16 protein-coding genes and 1 riboswitch are annotated in these 15045 nt (G+C 35.5%); of the genes, 7 read left to right on the top strand and 9 right to left on the bottom strand.

All coding sequences use genetic code 11. The features are described 5' to 3' along the window. Positions 1 to 320 precede the first annotated feature (320 nt). The 5 genes from DBX25_RS01010 to DBX25_RS00990 all read left to right on the top strand — a co-directional run bounded on the left by DBX25_RS01010 (position 321) and on the right by DBX25_RS00990 (position 5280). Complete coding sequence (locus tag DBX25_RS01010) at positions 321 to 2588, top strand: S-layer homology domain-containing protein (RefSeq protein WP_240620112.1); 2268 nt, start codon at positions 321 to 323, stop codon at positions 2586 to 2588. 148 nt (positions 2589 to 2736) lie between these two features. Next, positions 2737 to 3735, top strand: a complete 999-nt coding sequence (locus tag DBX25_RS01005) for a copper resistance CopC family protein (RefSeq protein ID WP_108668918.1) — start codon at positions 2737 to 2739, stop codon at positions 3733 to 3735. Then, positions 3732 to 4433, top strand: a complete 702-nt coding sequence (locus DBX25_RS01000; RefSeq protein WP_108668917.1) for an Ig-like domain-containing domain — start codon at positions 3732 to 3734, stop codon at positions 4431 to 4433. Before DBX25_RS01005 ends, DBX25_RS01000 begins: the two co-directional genes overlap by 4 nt. Positions 4434 to 4462: 29 nt before the next feature. Continuing rightward, positions 4463 to 4762: a hypothetical protein gene (locus tag DBX25_RS00995; RefSeq protein ID WP_108668916.1), complete on the top strand. Its 300-nt coding sequence runs from the start codon at positions 4463 to 4465 to the stop codon at positions 4760 to 4762. A gap of 197 nt (positions 4763 to 4959) precedes the next feature. Next, positions 4960 to 5280: a helix-turn-helix domain-containing protein gene (locus tag DBX25_RS00990; RefSeq protein WP_108668915.1), complete on the top strand. Its 321-nt coding sequence runs from the start codon at positions 4960 to 4962 to the stop codon at positions 5278 to 5280. Between the two features lie 130 nt (positions 5281 to 5410). Here the strand turns inward: DBX25_RS00990 and DBX25_RS00985 are convergent, their stop codons facing one another. The 7 genes from DBX25_RS00985 to DBX25_RS00955 form a co-directional block, all read right to left on the bottom strand. After that, positions 5411 to 5545 (bottom strand): anti-repressor SinI family protein, encoded by a 135-nt coding sequence (locus DBX25_RS00985; protein WP_108668914.1) that lies wholly within the window; start codon positions 5543 to 5545, stop codon positions 5411 to 5413. 31 nt (positions 5546 to 5576) lie between these two features. Then, positions 5577 to 5664, bottom strand: a riboswitch (cyclic di-GMP riboswitch). Between the two features lie 270 nt (positions 5665 to 5934). Further along, complete coding sequence (locus tag DBX25_RS00980) at positions 5935 to 6990, bottom strand: LPXTG cell wall anchor domain-containing protein (protein WP_157950826.1); 1056 nt, start codon at positions 6988 to 6990, stop codon at positions 5935 to 5937. Between the two features lie 126 nt (positions 6991 to 7116). After that, complete coding sequence (locus tag DBX25_RS00975) at positions 7117 to 7914, bottom strand: TasA family protein (protein ID WP_157950824.1); 798 nt, start codon at positions 7912 to 7914, stop codon at positions 7117 to 7119. Between the two features lie 79 nt (positions 7915 to 7993). After that, on the bottom strand, positions 7994 to 8509 hold the full coding sequence (locus tag DBX25_RS00970; protein ID WP_108668911.1) for a TasA family protein: 516 nt from the start codon (positions 8507 to 8509) through the stop codon (positions 7994 to 7996). Between the two features lie 80 nt (positions 8510 to 8589). Then, a complete protein-coding gene (sipW, locus tag DBX25_RS00965; RefSeq protein WP_108668910.1) occupies positions 8590 to 9156 on the bottom strand; it encodes a signal peptidase I SipW in 567 nt (188 codons plus the stop codon). Positions 9157 to 9224: 68 nt separating this feature from the next. After that, a complete protein-coding gene (locus DBX25_RS20450; RefSeq protein ID WP_157950822.1) occupies positions 9225 to 10376 on the bottom strand; it encodes a hypothetical protein in 1152 nt (383 codons plus the stop codon). A gap of 133 nt (positions 10377 to 10509) precedes the next feature. Next, positions 10510 to 10812 (bottom strand): hypothetical protein, encoded by a 303-nt coding sequence (locus DBX25_RS00955; protein WP_108668908.1) that lies wholly within the window; start codon positions 10810 to 10812, stop codon positions 10510 to 10512. A gap of 294 nt (positions 10813 to 11106) precedes the next feature. Between DBX25_RS00955 and DBX25_RS00950 the strand changes: the two genes are divergently transcribed. Continuing rightward, positions 11107 to 11439 (top strand): helix-turn-helix domain-containing protein, encoded by a 333-nt coding sequence (locus DBX25_RS00950; protein ID WP_108668907.1) that lies wholly within the window; start codon positions 11107 to 11109, stop codon positions 11437 to 11439. After that, on the top strand, positions 11426 to 12028 hold the full coding sequence (locus tag DBX25_RS00945; protein ID WP_108668906.1) for a class D sortase: 603 nt from the start codon (positions 11426 to 11428) through the stop codon (positions 12026 to 12028). Before DBX25_RS00950 ends, DBX25_RS00945 begins: the two co-directional genes overlap by 14 nt. Before the next feature lie 68 nt (positions 12029 to 12096). Here DBX25_RS00945 and DBX25_RS00940 read toward each other — a convergent pair whose 3' ends face one another. After that, a complete protein-coding gene (locus DBX25_RS00940; protein WP_108668905.1) occupies positions 12097 to 13557 on the bottom strand; it encodes a magnesium transporter CorA family protein in 1461 nt (486 codons plus the stop codon). Positions 13558 to 13942: 385 nt separating this feature from the next. Beyond that, positions 13943 to 14593, bottom strand: a complete 651-nt coding sequence (locus DBX25_RS00935; protein WP_108668904.1) for a nuclease-related domain-containing protein — start codon at positions 14591 to 14593, stop codon at positions 13943 to 13945. Positions 14594 to 15045: the final 452 nt, after the last annotated feature.

Below are 15045 nucleotides of genomic sequence, written 5' to 3'. Positions count from 1 at the left end.
TTTCCATCATAGCACAGGAATTGCCGGAAAAAATGTACCTTTTTGGCTATATATGTCTCATTATGTCTATTAATGGGTAATTTACCACTGAAAATTAGTATCATAGGAAAGTAATTTTGGTGGAATTTGTTAGAGTTATAGTTAATTAATTCTATTTTATAATAGTTTTAAGGATTCTATTTTACTAAACATGTAATTATTACCAGTCTAGTTTTATTGGAATAATTTTCACATATAATAATACTCTTCCATCTATTAAACTGTGATTAGACCTTGTCATAGAGGGATTTTATTTGAGGGAGAGAGAGCAAGTGCGCCACATGCGATTGTTTTGGTTATCGCTTTTTATCTTAGTTGGTTTTACGCTTCCCATGCCAAATGACGAAGCGAAAGCAGCTAATAACCAGTTTATTGATGTAAAAACGTTTAGGGATGAAATTCTGTACTTAGCGGATAAAGAGGTTGTGTACGGCTATGATCATGGCCTGTATTTTAAACCAAACGATCCAATCAAACGAGTACATGCTGTATATATGCTATTGAGGGAATTAGGTATTACTCCATCCAACCCTAAGGATCCCGGGTTTTCGGATGTAAGACCAGGAAGTCCAGGGTATGAGGAAATTGCTACTGCCGCAAACCTTGGCATTATCAATGGTCTACCTGATGGAAGATTCAATCCGAATGGTACATTGACACGCGGGCAAATGGCTAAAATCGTTACGGATGCCTACCATTTAAAAGGAACATACCATACTAATTTTAAAGATGTGAGCACTTCCCATCGTTTCCATTCTTATATTCAAGCTTTAGTAGCCCATAATATTACGGCCGGGTATCCAGATGAATCATTCAGACCGAGTGCGAACATAACCCGCGGGCAGTTTTCTGCATTTTTAGCTAGACATTTAAACGATGAGTTCAAGCCTGTCGATTTTACAGGTGCACCTACTCTATCGTTGGAAGATGTGATTCAAAAAGAACAAAGCGTTGTTATGGTTGAGGTGTATGATGCTGAAGGTGAAGTTATTTCACAAGGAAGCGGATTTATTGTGGCTAATGATTTAATTGCGACTAATCTACATGTTGTGCAAGGTGGAACGAGAGCAGTTGCAATTACACCCGATGATCAAGAGATTGACATCAAAGGTGTTTATGCGTTTGATGAGTATGCGGATTTGGCTATTTTGAAACCGGAAAAACAAACGGGCCTTCCAAGATTGCAAATCTCACCTTTTGAGCTTGTGAAAAAAGGACAGAAAGTCGTTACAATCGGTAGTCCGCTTGGATTGCAAAATACGGTTACCGATGGGATTGTCTCTGGTTTACATGACTTTGGTGAAGACGACGAAGAGCTGAACGTATTACAGATTACGGCACCGATTACATTCGGTAGCTCGGGCGGTCCTTTATTTAATATGAAGGGGTATGTTATCGGAGTCAATTCGTTTGGTATAGAGGATACAAACTTTGCTGTGTCAGCTGACTATGTATATGGAATGGTTTCAGACGTTTTCGGTATACCATTTAAGGATATTCCAGCTGACGATTTAAGTGTGCTTCCAGCTCTACCGGAAGAGGAAGAACCCACTCCAGAAGAAGAGCCTGACTGGACGGACGACGTGATTGAAGAAGAAATTTTTAAGAATGCGGTTGAACTGCCTTTAGATGGTGAGCGATTCTACTTCGACGATTCGATTTATGAAGCAGTCCAGCATCCAACTGAGCCTATCATTTTTGCGATTAATGATGATGGGAAAGTGGTAAGAATTAATTATGCAACCAAACAAATAGATCGACTGGATTTAGGATACCCTGCAGATAAAATGGTTTATTCGAAAGGTGAATTACTTGTCACATTGATAAAACAAGAGCCTCATTCGAATCGTCCGGAAAATTTCCAAAAAGGCGGCGTGGCTATTATTGACACTGCTACTTTTACAAAAAAGAACGTGTTTGATGTTTCGATTGATCCTTATAGCATTGCCGCAGATGATCAGTATTTCTATGTATCTTCTGCTTCAAATCAATGGACGTATGTTATGAGTTTTGATCGTGCAACTGGCGTAAAAAAATCTCAGTCATCTATTAGACAGCAGAGCATGCTACAAATGCACGCTTCTCAAAATAAAATCTATGCGATTACTTCGGATTCAACGCCGATTGATATGAGTGTCTATACCATTGAAGATGGAGTCTTTACATCGACATACGATTCCCCTTATCACGGAGAGTACGAATTGGAAGAATGGATTCATACTTCGCCGGATGGTAAGTATTTGTTTAATACTATTGGAGCGGTATTTAAAACGACCAGCTTACGTGAAACGAATATGCAGTTCGTGACAAACTTAGAAACAGACTTCTATGGCCTAGCGTTTAATGGAAATCGATTCTACACTTCATGGGGTAACTATATTACCTCCTATGATTTGAATACGTTTGCGCCTATCGAACATTATAAAACTAGTGCCGAAGTGTTTCACCTATTCTATCAAAACGACCAACTTGTTGTAGTAGGAGAAGCTAAACCAACTGGCAGTAACATCTACAAATCTTATATCCAGCTTGCTGGAAAAGGAATATAAAAGGAACCTAGGCAGCTTTCGACAACGGAGCTGCCTTTTCTTTGTCGAAAATTGAAAATTTATATTTGGAAAATACTAGTTTTTATGGATTATTCAGCTAGCATTCCCTATAATTCAAGTTAGAAAGTACTAGAAAGGATTGAAATCCGTGAAAGCTTCGAGGTTTTTTTCATCTATTGTCATGACGTTTGTGCTAGTTTTTGCTATTTTGATTCCAAATGCTTTACCTGCCTATGCACTCAATGGAATCCTTGTTAAATCATTTCCGCAAAATGGTGCTACAGTAGTTTCGAATGGTGCCGAAATTCGTTTAACATTTAATGCGGATGTATTGAAAGTTGAACCAAGTTTAATCTATGTTTATTTTACACGTAGCGGCATGTCTGTTCCGGTAGAACTGGAAACACCGGATATTGTGGATGCTAAAACCGTGATTTTGACCCCTTCCGAGGATTTGCTAGGAGATAAGAATTATACGATTCAAATTAGACCTGGAGCCGTTACATTTAAAAACGGGGTTTATTCATATCCCTCTTATACTACATATCTAGGATTCAAAACAAACTATCATTCTTTCTATGATTTATTTGTGAAGTATGAGTCTAGATTGACAGGGTTGTTATCTACTCACTTACCACGTGAGATTACTGTTTCAGCTCCAAAAAGATACATTCAAGAAATCAATGTTTTACATAAGAAAAAAGGCAAGTTAAATCAAGCTTCCACCCAAACTTCAACAGGATCTGTCACCAACTTTGACATCATCACAGAAGAAAAAGACGTTTCTTCTGTGGAATTAAGAGTTTCAGTCAAAGGAAGAGACATCAAAAAGACCAATGCTAGAGATTATATCGATGTCGATGGCGGGGACAGCGATGAAAAACTATTTTCACTTGGATTGAATAAGTTACCAGATATATATGATCTACATATAACGGTAAAAGATTCGGAAGGTAAGATTTTAGATAAAAAGACTTTAAAGGTTGTTTCAAACGAACCCATTACGGAAGTGGAACAGCAATACGACTATGAAACGGCTGGGAATACCTATACTCTATATGAACTGTTGAGCGACTCAGGTACTTTTAATACGTTACTTGAGGAAAACGAGATGAGTACCCTTATGGTTCAGGAGTATAAAAGATGAGGAAAAGGTTTGGCATTTTCTTGATTATGGTCTTGGTTGTTTTGTTCGGTTCTCCAGCCAGCATTCCTTTTGCTGAGAAAACCTTGGAGAAAAAAGTCATCTCAAACCCTAAAAAGACTTGGTCCATTACCTTTAACGATCCCGTTGACGAAAAGACAGCCAAATCTACCACGATTTATATTGTAGACTCATCCAATCGAAAGCATCCTACAAAGTTAAGTGTAGAGGGAAAAGGGAGAAACATCCTGACAGTTACACCTGCTCAATCTTATAATTACAAAAAGAATTATACCCTTGTCATTAAAAAATCTCTCCGCTCATCCGATAAAGAGTATTTACGTGAACATATTTATTTGCCTTTTGAGGTGCAAGAAAAAAAGAGCATAGCCAATAAAGAGGTGCGGAATTCGGAAAAGGTAGTTTTGAAGAATGGTAAAGAAAAGACTGAAAAAAAGAAGACTAAAGAAAAAGTAAAACAACTAAAAGTGTCTGTCACCACTCGCTCTTATGTCACCCAAATTAACGTGACCGCACCAGAAACAGTAACAGAACTAAAAGTAAATGGATACAAGCTCCATTATATGGGGAATAATACATTTTCCCTTGGATTGTCCGATGTTGATAAGGGAGCCGAACTTTCATTCGAAGCTTTTACAGGGAAAGACTTAGCATTTGAAGAATTACACCAAGTACCTTAATTCGAACTACATAAAGTAGGTGACAACCATTGAAAAAGAAGGCTCTTTCTAATTTTTTTATTTTTTCTCTATTAATTTCTAATATCATAATATGGCCAGTGCTACTGTCGAAAACAGGAATCATTGATCCGCAGGAATTTCTGGCAGAGAAAAATAATAATAATAATATCCCTTTAAAAGAAAGTGATAAATTTGATATTAGAAGTATCTTAGCTAAATATACTTCCAGGAAAGAAGAAAAATCTAATTCCAACACAAACCGAGATATGGAATCTACCAGTAATTCTTCATCCAAAAAAAATGTGTTTCAAGTAATAGATATACGTTAGAAAGAAAAGTGCTTATCTTGTCATCTTTTATGGCCTTCTAAGCACTTTTTTCATTTCAAGACATAGAGAAAGCCACAATAACATTGTGACCATTGTAAAAAAGAAGTTATTTCTGTTAATATAAAATTAATAAATCTAAAAAAATTTAATGTATAAATACTTTCATTTATATGTGTCACTTTTAGGATGTGATAAATGTGATTGGCGATCGTGTAAAGAGACTTAGAGAAGAAAAAAAGATGTCTATGTCTGAGCTAGCAGATAAGGCTGGCGTAGCGAAGTCTTACTTAAGTTCGTTAGAAAGAAACCTACAAACCAACCCATCTATTCAATTCCTCGAAAAAATTTCTGGAGTATTAGAGGTACCAGTGGATTCCTTGTTACATGATGAACCCAACAAGGATAGTCTGGATGCCGATTGGATGAAAATTGTTCAGGAAGCTATGAAATCCGGGGTTTCAAAGGAACAATTCCGTGAGTTCATAGAGTTTAATAAGTGGAAACTAAAGAAAGATTGAATTATAAAGCAAGGAGCAACTGCTTCTTGTTTTTATTTTATGTCGGCAAAATGAAAATACCTTAAAGAAAAGAAAATAAAACTTAATCTTTTCTTTAAGGAGGAGTTGTATTATTGGTATTATTGAAGATTTATATCGCCTCTTTTTGAATCGATTGTTGCTTTAAGAACTCCATTATCTCTTCTTTTTTTATTCCATTTTCTTTTGCTTGAACAATCAGCTCAATCCATTCATGATCAAGGTCAGAGTTAATAAATGAATTCACCCTATTCTCCTCCTAAAATACCTAGTGTATTTCAGGTAGTCCAGCCATCATAGTAAATACCCTACCTTAGACCCGTGACTTTGCGTCCTTATTTTTCAATAAGTTTGCCCTTTTCTGCTATTAACAACTTGTTTATAAGGTTAGTATATAGCAGCCACTAGGTATATATTTGTCATTTCCTGTCAATCAAATAAAAAATGTTCAAGCTTTTAAATAGCACAAACCCATTAAATTCTACAATATTTTGAAATTTCTTCGGAATATCCTAAACTTTTATTGTAAAAAAACAGGATAAACTATCGAACTTCCCCGAACTAATAATTATAATTTTCAGAATTCGTGGTTGTTTTAATATATGATTACTTATTCCTATTTGTACAGACAAATATTTAGTCAATTTTTTTTCGTTTTTGAATAATAAGTAATACTCCACCTAACATAATCATTATGCTGCCTAGTAATAACAGGTTGTAATTATTTGTGGCTGTATTTGGAAGCTGATCACCAACAGGGATAGACGTACCTTCCTCAATATTTCCTTGATTATCATTACCTTCCAATGGATTCTTAGTATTCGAGTTTCCATCACCGTCTGTTGGCTGCTCTGAATTTGAATTTTCTTCAGTATCGTTACCATCTTCATTTATCGGAGGATTGCAGTTATCTCCCTCTTTGCATTCCTCTTGTGGAGGTGGATTACAACCCTTTGGATCTTTACATTCTTCTACTGGAGGGTTACATCCTTTTGGATCTTTGCATTCTTCTACTGGAGGATTACAACCCTTTGGATCCTTACACTCTTCTACTGGAGGATTACAACCCTTTGGATCCTTGCATTCTTCCACTGGAGGGTTACAACCTTTTGGATTTTTGCACTCTTCTACTGGAGGATTACAACCCTTTGGATCTTTACACTCTTCCTCAGGTGGTTCACATGTATTGGTAACTTTACAATCTTCAGGAGGTGGTGGAGGTGTATTTCTGCCCTCGGCCACAAACTTAAACTCTACTTCGGCTGAAGAACCTTGGAATTCATTTCCTAAGCTTAGTGGCATCTCTAAAGTAAATTTTAGTGTTTCTGATTCCCCATTTCTTAGAAATCTTGGGGGAAAACTAAAAAAATCTTTTAGAGTCCCTACGTATATTAAATTACTGTTCTCTTCAATTATTAAGTTCAGATTTTCATATAAATTTTTACTTGAAGACATTTTCTCTGCATAAGAAAAATAAATAAAATTCTTTTTGCCTCCATTAGTTATTTTGATCTTATTAGAGACTTTATCCCCTGGTGCTAAATTTTCAACTGTGAATAATGATTTTTCTGGATTTATCAATATTTTAAAATCTTCATTGTCGGCAAAGACCGTAGTCGTATAAAATAAATTTATTAATAAAATTAAAATTACAGTTAGTTCCTTAGGCTTTGCCAAAATACCTCTATGCATGGCATAACCTCGCATTCTATAATATTGTGGCTTTTTTAAAAAACAAAAACAAAATTTACAATAATTAACATATAATACTCCACTTTTAAAAAGAGACCGTGATATTTTTATATCACGGTCGCTCTTTTAGTTATTTCTTGCTTGTTGGAACTCATTTGTAAAGTCAATGTTTACAGATTTGCCCATTATTGGATTGTTTGCTATACCAAGATCAGGAAGAGTAACTGTATATCCCATGTATAGCGTATGTCTAGGACTTACCTGAATATTTTTAGATTTAACATCTACTCCACCACTAGATACAAGATCCTTAAGTTCATCTGTATAAATATCCTCAACAAACACTGAAACGTCAAATCCAAATACATTTTTTACGACAAATGTTTTATTTAAGGCAAATTCTCTTGCAACAGCTTCTTGTTCCTGGGCAAGTCTTGCTCCATTTCTAATCCATGACCATCTAGAACTTAGACCAGCTTTAAATGCCTGATCTAACGCTTCATTTAGATTCTTTATTGCAGTAGCATCCATTTCTCCTCCACCCTGACGTCTCAATGCAGCTATAGTAACTACAGCTTGAGAAGTAAATTCAGGAGGTGTTTCTACAGATGCTGTTGCACTGATTTTAGATAGCTTAGCTGTTAAACTTCCTTTATTTTCAAAGAAAATCCCTCTTGTGTGAATATCTTTAGGAGCCCAGAAACCAGTCCCCATTCTTCCACTATCATTATCTTGTGTATAAAACATCGGGCCTTCAATTGGAATATCCTGTCTGTGTCCATCCATATTTATCGTGCCCGCTGTGAACGTGTTTCCTGCATTTGTTGCAGAATCAGTGAATATGGCGTATGTAGCGCCTCCTACTGCTAAACTTACTGCTAAAGCTCCAGTTACAACGATAGTAGCTAATTTTTTTCTAGGCATCCCCATTACTCCTTTTAAAAGCGGACTTAATTTATTAAGCCCGCTCGATAGTTTTATATTCTAGCTTTTTACTAGAAAATTAGTTCCAAGCGTTAGGTCCAGTACCATTGTCATTGTTACGTACTTGGACAGCTTTAACTACTACATCGAATTTTCCAGTATCACCTTGATAACTGTTGTCAGCTGCAAGAGGCAAGTTATACGTAACATTAAATGTAGTTGATGCACCCGGAGCAAGCTTTTTCACAGCTGTATCGTATGTAACCGATAAAGGTGTTCCGCCTCCAAATAAATCACCTAATTTAGTAGCATCTGAAGCTGTATTGTCGATTGCTACCCAGATTTCTAAGTTACCATCATTTTTTACTGTCACAGTTTTCGTTTCAGTGTCTCCAGGCGCTAAATTACCTACTAATAAAGATGAAGCAAATACTTTACCACCAGTCATATCAGTTATTTCTACAGTTCCTGCAGTAAAAGTATTACCTGCATTCGTAACTGTGTCAGAAAATAATGCATATGTTCCTCCACCAACCAAAGCTGCTGCCAATGCCATTGTCCCCATTGCTAAACCTGCACGTTTTTTAATTCCCATTTCTCTTTTCCTCCCAATAATAAATTTAATTTTTTATTAAAATGCTTACCTGCTATTAGCTTGTAAGCATTAAAATCAATTTAAGAAATTTGTTCATCTTTTTGATCATCCATGCGGGCAATATAACGCCATAGACTTCCTAATTGCCAAAGGAACAGTAATGCTCCTGGTACTATCAATAGTGAAATGATTCCTACTTTTGTTTTTGCGAATGCAATCATAGAACCCACTAACGGGATTGTGAAACCAGTATATTTAGCAACTATATTTTCGGCTGGAATTGGTGCTAAATCTTGTGTGTCATTGTTATCGCCTTTAGTGATAAACTGTTTTTTTCCATTATTTGTTTGAATGTCAATGATCCTATGAGTTATTAAAGTATTAGGGTCATCAATTGCTTTAAAAGTAATGACCTCGTTTATCTTTAACTTATCAATGTTTTTTAAGGGTTTTACTGCTATAATTCCACCAGTTTTTATAGACGGTTCCATAGATCCTGATAGGACTGTAAGTAGTTCATATCCAAATATTTTAGGTGTCGCACCGGTGATTTTTGCAGAAATAGCCATGTATCCTACAAAAATAAATATGATAATCAAAAGGGTGGTTAAAATATTCCCTATTGCATTTTTATAAGGGATTTTCAAGTAATTCCTCTCCTTGCTACTTAATTTATTTTATTTAGAATAGAAGTAATGCTTCATTTGTGATGTGATTATGGTTTCTTAGTTTTTGATGAATCTATTTCTTTATCATCTAACCTGGACGACTCTTCTTTAAGAGATTCTGGTTCATTTTTCGAGGAAGATTCCTCATTTAAATCAGCGTCCTGGTCCGTTTCTTCCGGGTCATTAGTTCCATTTTGTTTTTCTGACTTTTGCTGCTCACTAATTAATTTCTCTTTTTCCTGTTTCGCTTTTTCCTGTTTCTCTTTTTCAGCTTTCAATCTTTCTTCTTCTTGTTTCTCTTTTTCAGCTTTTAATTTTTCCTCTTCCTGTTTCGCTTTCTCAGCTTTCAATTTTTCCTCTTCCTGTTTCGCTTTTTCAGCTTTCAATCTTTCTTCTTCTTGTCTTTTTCTTTCTTCTTCTTGTCTTTTTCTTTCTTCTTCGAGCTTGATTCTCAGCTCTACTTCTCTTATGGCATTTTCAGCAGAACTTAAAATCCAAGGTATCTTGTTTTCTATTGAATTGGTATTTGCAATATGAACTACACCTTCGTTGAAGCCTGACTCAACATATTGGTAAACTCGTTTATGAAATTCAACTTTTTTCTGAACAAGATTAATTAATTCCGTTTCTAATGGAATGGTTGCATCGTTACTTGCCAATATATGAATGGGATTTACAGATTCATCTCTTAAAAAAGATTCCAATTTTATTAAGGAACTGACAGAGATATACTCTTTTTCTATATTAATTGTTTGATAAATTTCCTTACCTATTTCGTAATCTGATATTGCTCGATCGTGATACTCCTGTAGTTGATTGAAAATATTATCTAAATCGCTTTTTAATGAAGTAACGGTATTTAGATAATTTTGTATATTGGATGTGTGAGCTTCTGCTTCTGCAACTGTATTTGATGCAGAAATGACAGTTAATTCTTCCACCGCGGCATTATAATTGTTAGAAATTTGAGTGAATATCTGACTTGCTTGATTTTGTAGTGACTGAATCTGTGATGGAAAAACAAAAGCTGCTTTAACTTGATTAATACTAGATTGCTCACTATCCTTAAGCAGTGCATATGTAGAATCCGTTACATAAGGAAGCATAGCAACCGCTAAAAATGATCCTGCAATATACCTGTATTTCTTTTTTCTGATGTTTTTAACTTTTTTATACTTGCGGCCTCTAGAGAGTACCAAATTCACTACTCCTTCCTAGTTTGCGTGTTGTTCTTTTTTGATGAACACTTGAATTGTTTTTATGGATTCATTTAAAGAAATCGTTCATTTTTGTTCGTTTTATCGAACTGATAAGTTGAGTATAGTACAAAGGTTATAGTTTTGAAAAAGTCCAAAATTGGTCATTTAATTCTTCCACCGCGGCATTATAATTGTTAGAAATTTGAGTGAATATCTGACTTGCTTGATTTTGTAGTGACTGAATCTGTGATGGAAAAACAAAAGCTGCTTTAACTTGATTAATACTAGATTGCTCACTATCCTTAAGCAGTGCATATGTAGAATCCGTTACATAAGGAAGCATAGCAACCGCTAAAAATGATCCTGCAATATACCTGTATTTCTTTTTTCTGATGTTTTTAACTTTTTTATACTTGCGGCCTCTAGAGAGTTCCAAATTCACTACTCCTTCCTAGTTTGCGTGTTGTTCTTTTTTGATGAACACTTGAATTGTTTTTATGTATTCATTTAAAGAAATCGTTCATTTTTGTTCGTTTTATCGAACTGATAAGTTGAGTATAGTACAAAGGTTATAGTTTTGAAAAAGTCCAAAATTGGTCATTTTTTACATAAAAAGAACGTTTTTCGTTCGTTTTCACGAAATACCTCTTGTTTTCTCATTATTTCGTATTTTTTAAAGAACGATTTGTTCTTTATAATGTATTTATATTGTAATTAAGGAGAATAATCTATGGTAGGAGATTATGTAAAAAAACAAAGGCTAAAAAAAGGATATTCCCTCAATAAATTAGCCGCTTTGACTGGATTATCGAAATCATATTTGAGTTATATCGAACGGGGCATCCAAAAGAATCCATCCATACAGGTACTCTCTAAAATTGCTGATTGTTTGGAGATTACTGTAGAAGATCTCCTAGGATCAGCAACTAGTCCTATAGAAATAGATTCAGAGTGGCTAGCATTATTTCAGGAAGCTATCGATCAGGATGTCAGCAAGAAGGAGTTTCAATATTGGTTAGAATTTATTAAGTTCAAAAGAAATGGTGCTTATGAAGAAGATTAAAAAAAGTTTTGTGCCTTTAATACTTGTAGTTGTTGGAATATTGATTATAATCATAGCTTCAAATGATGTTTATAATCAGAAAATCCAACAAACCGAGATGTTGAAATTAGTTAAAAACAATATTCAAAAGAGAACAATTAAAACAGATTTTTCATCCCAAATAGTAGGACAAGAGGAAAGCATTAAAGAGTATGCAGTCGGTGATGTGATAGGGGTGCTAAATATCCCTACCATACAAAAAGAATTACCTATAATAGAAGGAGTCAATGAAGATGAACTTGCAAAAGGGGTTGGTCACCTACCCTCAACGGCTTTACCTGATGATAAAGATCAAATTGTATTATCTGGTCATCGAGACACGGTTTTCCGAAAGGTTGGTAAACTAAAAATTGGTGATGAGTTACAAATATTAATGGAGGAAGGAGTTTACATCTATAAAATTAGGAACACATATATTGTGGATAAAGATGACAGAACCATTATAAAACGGACTTTTCCTAAAGAAATTTTATATTTATCCACATGCTATCCTTTTTCTTTTATAGGCAATGCTCCACAAAGGTATATTATTGAAGCCGAGAGAAAATAAAACCTATAAAATAAACCCCTAAATGAGTATGGATCTCAATCCAAATACATTTTAGGGGTTTATTCCTATTAATAAAGTTCATTTTTACTACTTTTCCGCTCTTTTATCCACTTAGTTAATGCCGTTAATCCTAGCACGGTCCCTACTGCAATTCCACTTATGGCAACAATGAGCGAGATCCATTCAAACAAAGTGTACCCAGGGATTTTCCCCCACTTGATTTTCCCTTCCCAATCCTTGATGACAAGATTCATACCGTATATACCCGATATAACTGTGTAAGTGGTTAGGATTTGTAATAAGTAGTTATTTCGTTTGGCGGCTAGTTTCTCCTGGTTTTGGTAAAGAGTTTCCAGCGTTTTTTTGACGTGTTCATAGAGATGTTCAATATGGTATACATCTTTGACGATTTGAAAGATCTCTTTTCCAGAGGTCCTGCTGTTTACTTCAGGGAAGAAATACTTCGCTGAAAATTCCGTAATCATCAGGATAATTTTTTCCAAGCTAGATTGATCTTTTTCTATATCAATCTTTGAGTGTTCATATGTGAGTTTCATGAGGACAATTTTATAGTAAAAGTACAGCAACAAAGCGTAGAAGTGTTGGCCATACATTTGAGACGCCAATTGGTATTTCATTTCTTTTGTTTCGGTTTTTGTAATACAACAAAAAGTATAATCACTTGCAACGTAGTAGGTTTCGTCCCCCCAACGGTCGTAAACATTCCGGTCGTAGTAATGCTGGATGTATGTTTCATTAAGGGCACCCGCTACTGGATTTCCTTCCCGATCATATCCGTTTAATTGCCCGATTCTGAATAAATCGACTTTAGTAATCTCACTTTCTGGATTTACAGCTAGATAACCGAGTACATACATCCTCTCGTCTATAAAGAATGGTAGACTGCCGAAATATGGAGAATTCTTGTTGTGCTGCTCCATATAATCAACCATTAATGGACATAAAGATTCGAAGATAAAATCCTTCATTTTTGTAAAGACTTTATCTCCACAGCCAACCTTCATATTTTCTTCATCTTTTACGATGGGCTCCATGACACGGAAAATGTCACCGAACTGAAGGGCATCTGAGACGGATAATCCGGCTGGTAACTCCACGCGTATATTCATGATGCCGATATGAAATGGGCAAATGAATATATCAAAGGAGGGTATATGAAAACTAGTGTTTAAATGTTCTGAAGTCAGTTGACAATCCAAATCCATTCTCTTGGAAAGACGTCTGAATCCTTCTCGGTCCCTATAGGACTTTGGAAAAAGGATTGGCTCTATATTGGGCAGGAAATATTTTTCCAGGCTCCGATGAGAGATTGAATACTCCCCATAATACTTTCCTTCTTGGTCTAAGTCCTTCAAATTAAAAAATTGGAATCCTTGTTCAAGCATAGCCTTAATAAAATCTTCCTTACCATTATTGTGGAGTGAAAAAGGAAACATGAATTGAAATAACGTTTTTTCAGTTTGGATTCTATGGGTCAGTCCCCGATTTGTTTCTTTATATTCAACCATGTCCTGCCCTCCGCGAAAAAAAATTAATCTACTTTTAACTTTCCCCTACTGGCAGGATTTCAAACCAAGGTGACTGTTTGTTAAAGATTAGATATATCGTAAAACGTTCCTTTTTTCGAGCCGATTGAGGGGAATTTCATAGATTGGAGAATACGAGTGGCGAGGTTTGGAGAAGAAATCTGAAGAAAAGAGCGGAGTTCCTTGCTTGTGATTTTGGAATGAATTAGATAATTATAATCTTTTAACGCTAGAATGTGAGCGTCTTTATTGCTTTGGTGGCAGTTAGTACAATACCATGTTCCATATATTCTCAACATAGTATAGCTTTCGCAAGCTGAGCAATAAACTCCGGCTAATAATTCTTCTTTTCTTATTTGGTAACGGTCTAGGATTGAGAAGTGTGGGGATGATGTTGTTTTACTATTTTTCTAGAGATACTTTTCATTTCTTTTTCAAGTAGTACATTATTGACATAACTTCTTTCAATTTGTTTGATTTTTTCGGGGAGGTAATCACTATGAATCACTTTATTGGACAATTCTATAGAGGAACGTATGAGGGTATACGGACTGCTTATTACAACAAGAGATTGGATGGGGACGTTTGAAAACCCATGCTGGATAAGCCAATTTTTCAAGAGAAATTCATGCCGTTTGGTTTGGATAACGGGATCTGGAAAGGCTTCTTCACGTTCGTTTTGTTTCCGGACAAGCTGGTGATAGTTTTGATCGAAATATAAAGTTCCAGCGATATTCTTTATTTCTAGTATTAGGATGAATTTAGAAGATATTAAGAGACAATCCATTTGAAAATAGAATTCATGGACTTTAAGTCTGAGGTCATGGAAAATGAAGTATTCTTTCTCTGGTAAAAAGCTTAATGGATATTCTATCGCTAGTTCTCCTTTGTAACCAGCTAGTTGTTTTGAGAGATTTTCTTGTATTTGAGGATATTTTGGATGTGTTACAGGGGTCCTTCTTAGTAAAGCTTGTAATTTTAGAATAGATTCGGGTATTTCACGTTTTTTTATGTTCATTTCATCACTCCTTTTGTGTATTCGTATGATAATTCCATATAGAAAATGAAAATTCCTGCTTAAACTGGAGCGTGAATCTGGATTTTCCCAACTTCCCGGATGTTAATCCCAACTTGGATGCATATATTCCCAACATCAATGGTTATTTTCCCGACTTTCACCCCCATATTCCCAACTTGTCGAATCCCCTCTCCCTTCCTGTGAAACATTCCCGTGAAACAAGATTTTTCGGGGCGTGACAGGCACGCCCCGAATACCGACAGGCACGCCCCGAATAAAAAAAATCCCACAGAAAAGGTTCTGTGGGCAATTAGGGATTAAGGAGGCAAGCGCTCCTCAGGGGTTCCCTACATAATCGAGAACTAGAAACTATGAGTTCTAGTTGAGAGGTTAACTTCGATTTGAAATTTAACCAACCTAATAAAAATCGATATTAGGTTTTTTCCAATTTC

The organism is Peribacillus acanthi, from assembly GCF_003073175.1.
Taxonomy (GTDB): domain Bacteria; phylum Bacillota; class Bacilli; order Bacillales; family DSM-1321; genus Bacillus_BN; species Bacillus_BN acanthi.
The sequence above is the reverse complement of the archived record's forward strand: the minus strand, read 5'-3'. Positions and strand labels throughout refer to the sequence as shown.

Excerpts from the sequence above, each read along its gene's own strand:
- DBX25_RS00950 (WP_108668907.1), top strand. The coding sequence starts at position 11,107 with ATGGTAGGAGATTATGTAAAAAAACAAAGGCTAAAAAAAGGATATTCC.
- DBX25_RS00940 (WP_108668905.1), bottom strand. The coding sequence starts at position 13,557 with ATGGTTGAATATAAAGAAACAAATCGGGGACTGACCCATAGAATCCAA.
- DBX25_RS00935 (WP_108668904.1), bottom strand. The coding sequence starts at position 14,593 with ATGAACATAAAAAAACGTGAAATACCCGAATCTATTCTAAAATTACAA.
- DBX25_RS00980 (WP_157950826.1), bottom strand. The coding sequence starts at position 6,990 with ATGCATAGAGGTATTTTGGCAAAGCCTAAGGAACTAACTGTAATTTTA.
- DBX25_RS00970 (WP_108668911.1), bottom strand. The coding sequence starts at position 8,509 with ATGGGAATTAAAAAACGTGCAGGTTTAGCAATGGGGACAATGGCATTG.
- DBX25_RS00945 (WP_108668906.1), top strand. The coding sequence starts at position 11,426 with ATGAAGAAGATTAAAAAAAGTTTTGTGCCTTTAATACTTGTAGTTGTT.
- DBX25_RS01010 (WP_240620112.1), top strand. The coding sequence starts at position 321 with ATGCGATTGTTTTGGTTATCGCTTTTTATCTTAGTTGGTTTTACGCTT.
- DBX25_RS01000 (WP_108668917.1), top strand. The coding sequence starts at position 3,732 with ATGAGGAAAAGGTTTGGCATTTTCTTGATTATGGTCTTGGTTGTTTTG.
- DBX25_RS00975 (WP_157950824.1), bottom strand. The coding sequence starts at position 7,914 with ATGCCTAGAAAAAAATTAGCTACTATCGTTGTAACTGGAGCTTTAGCA.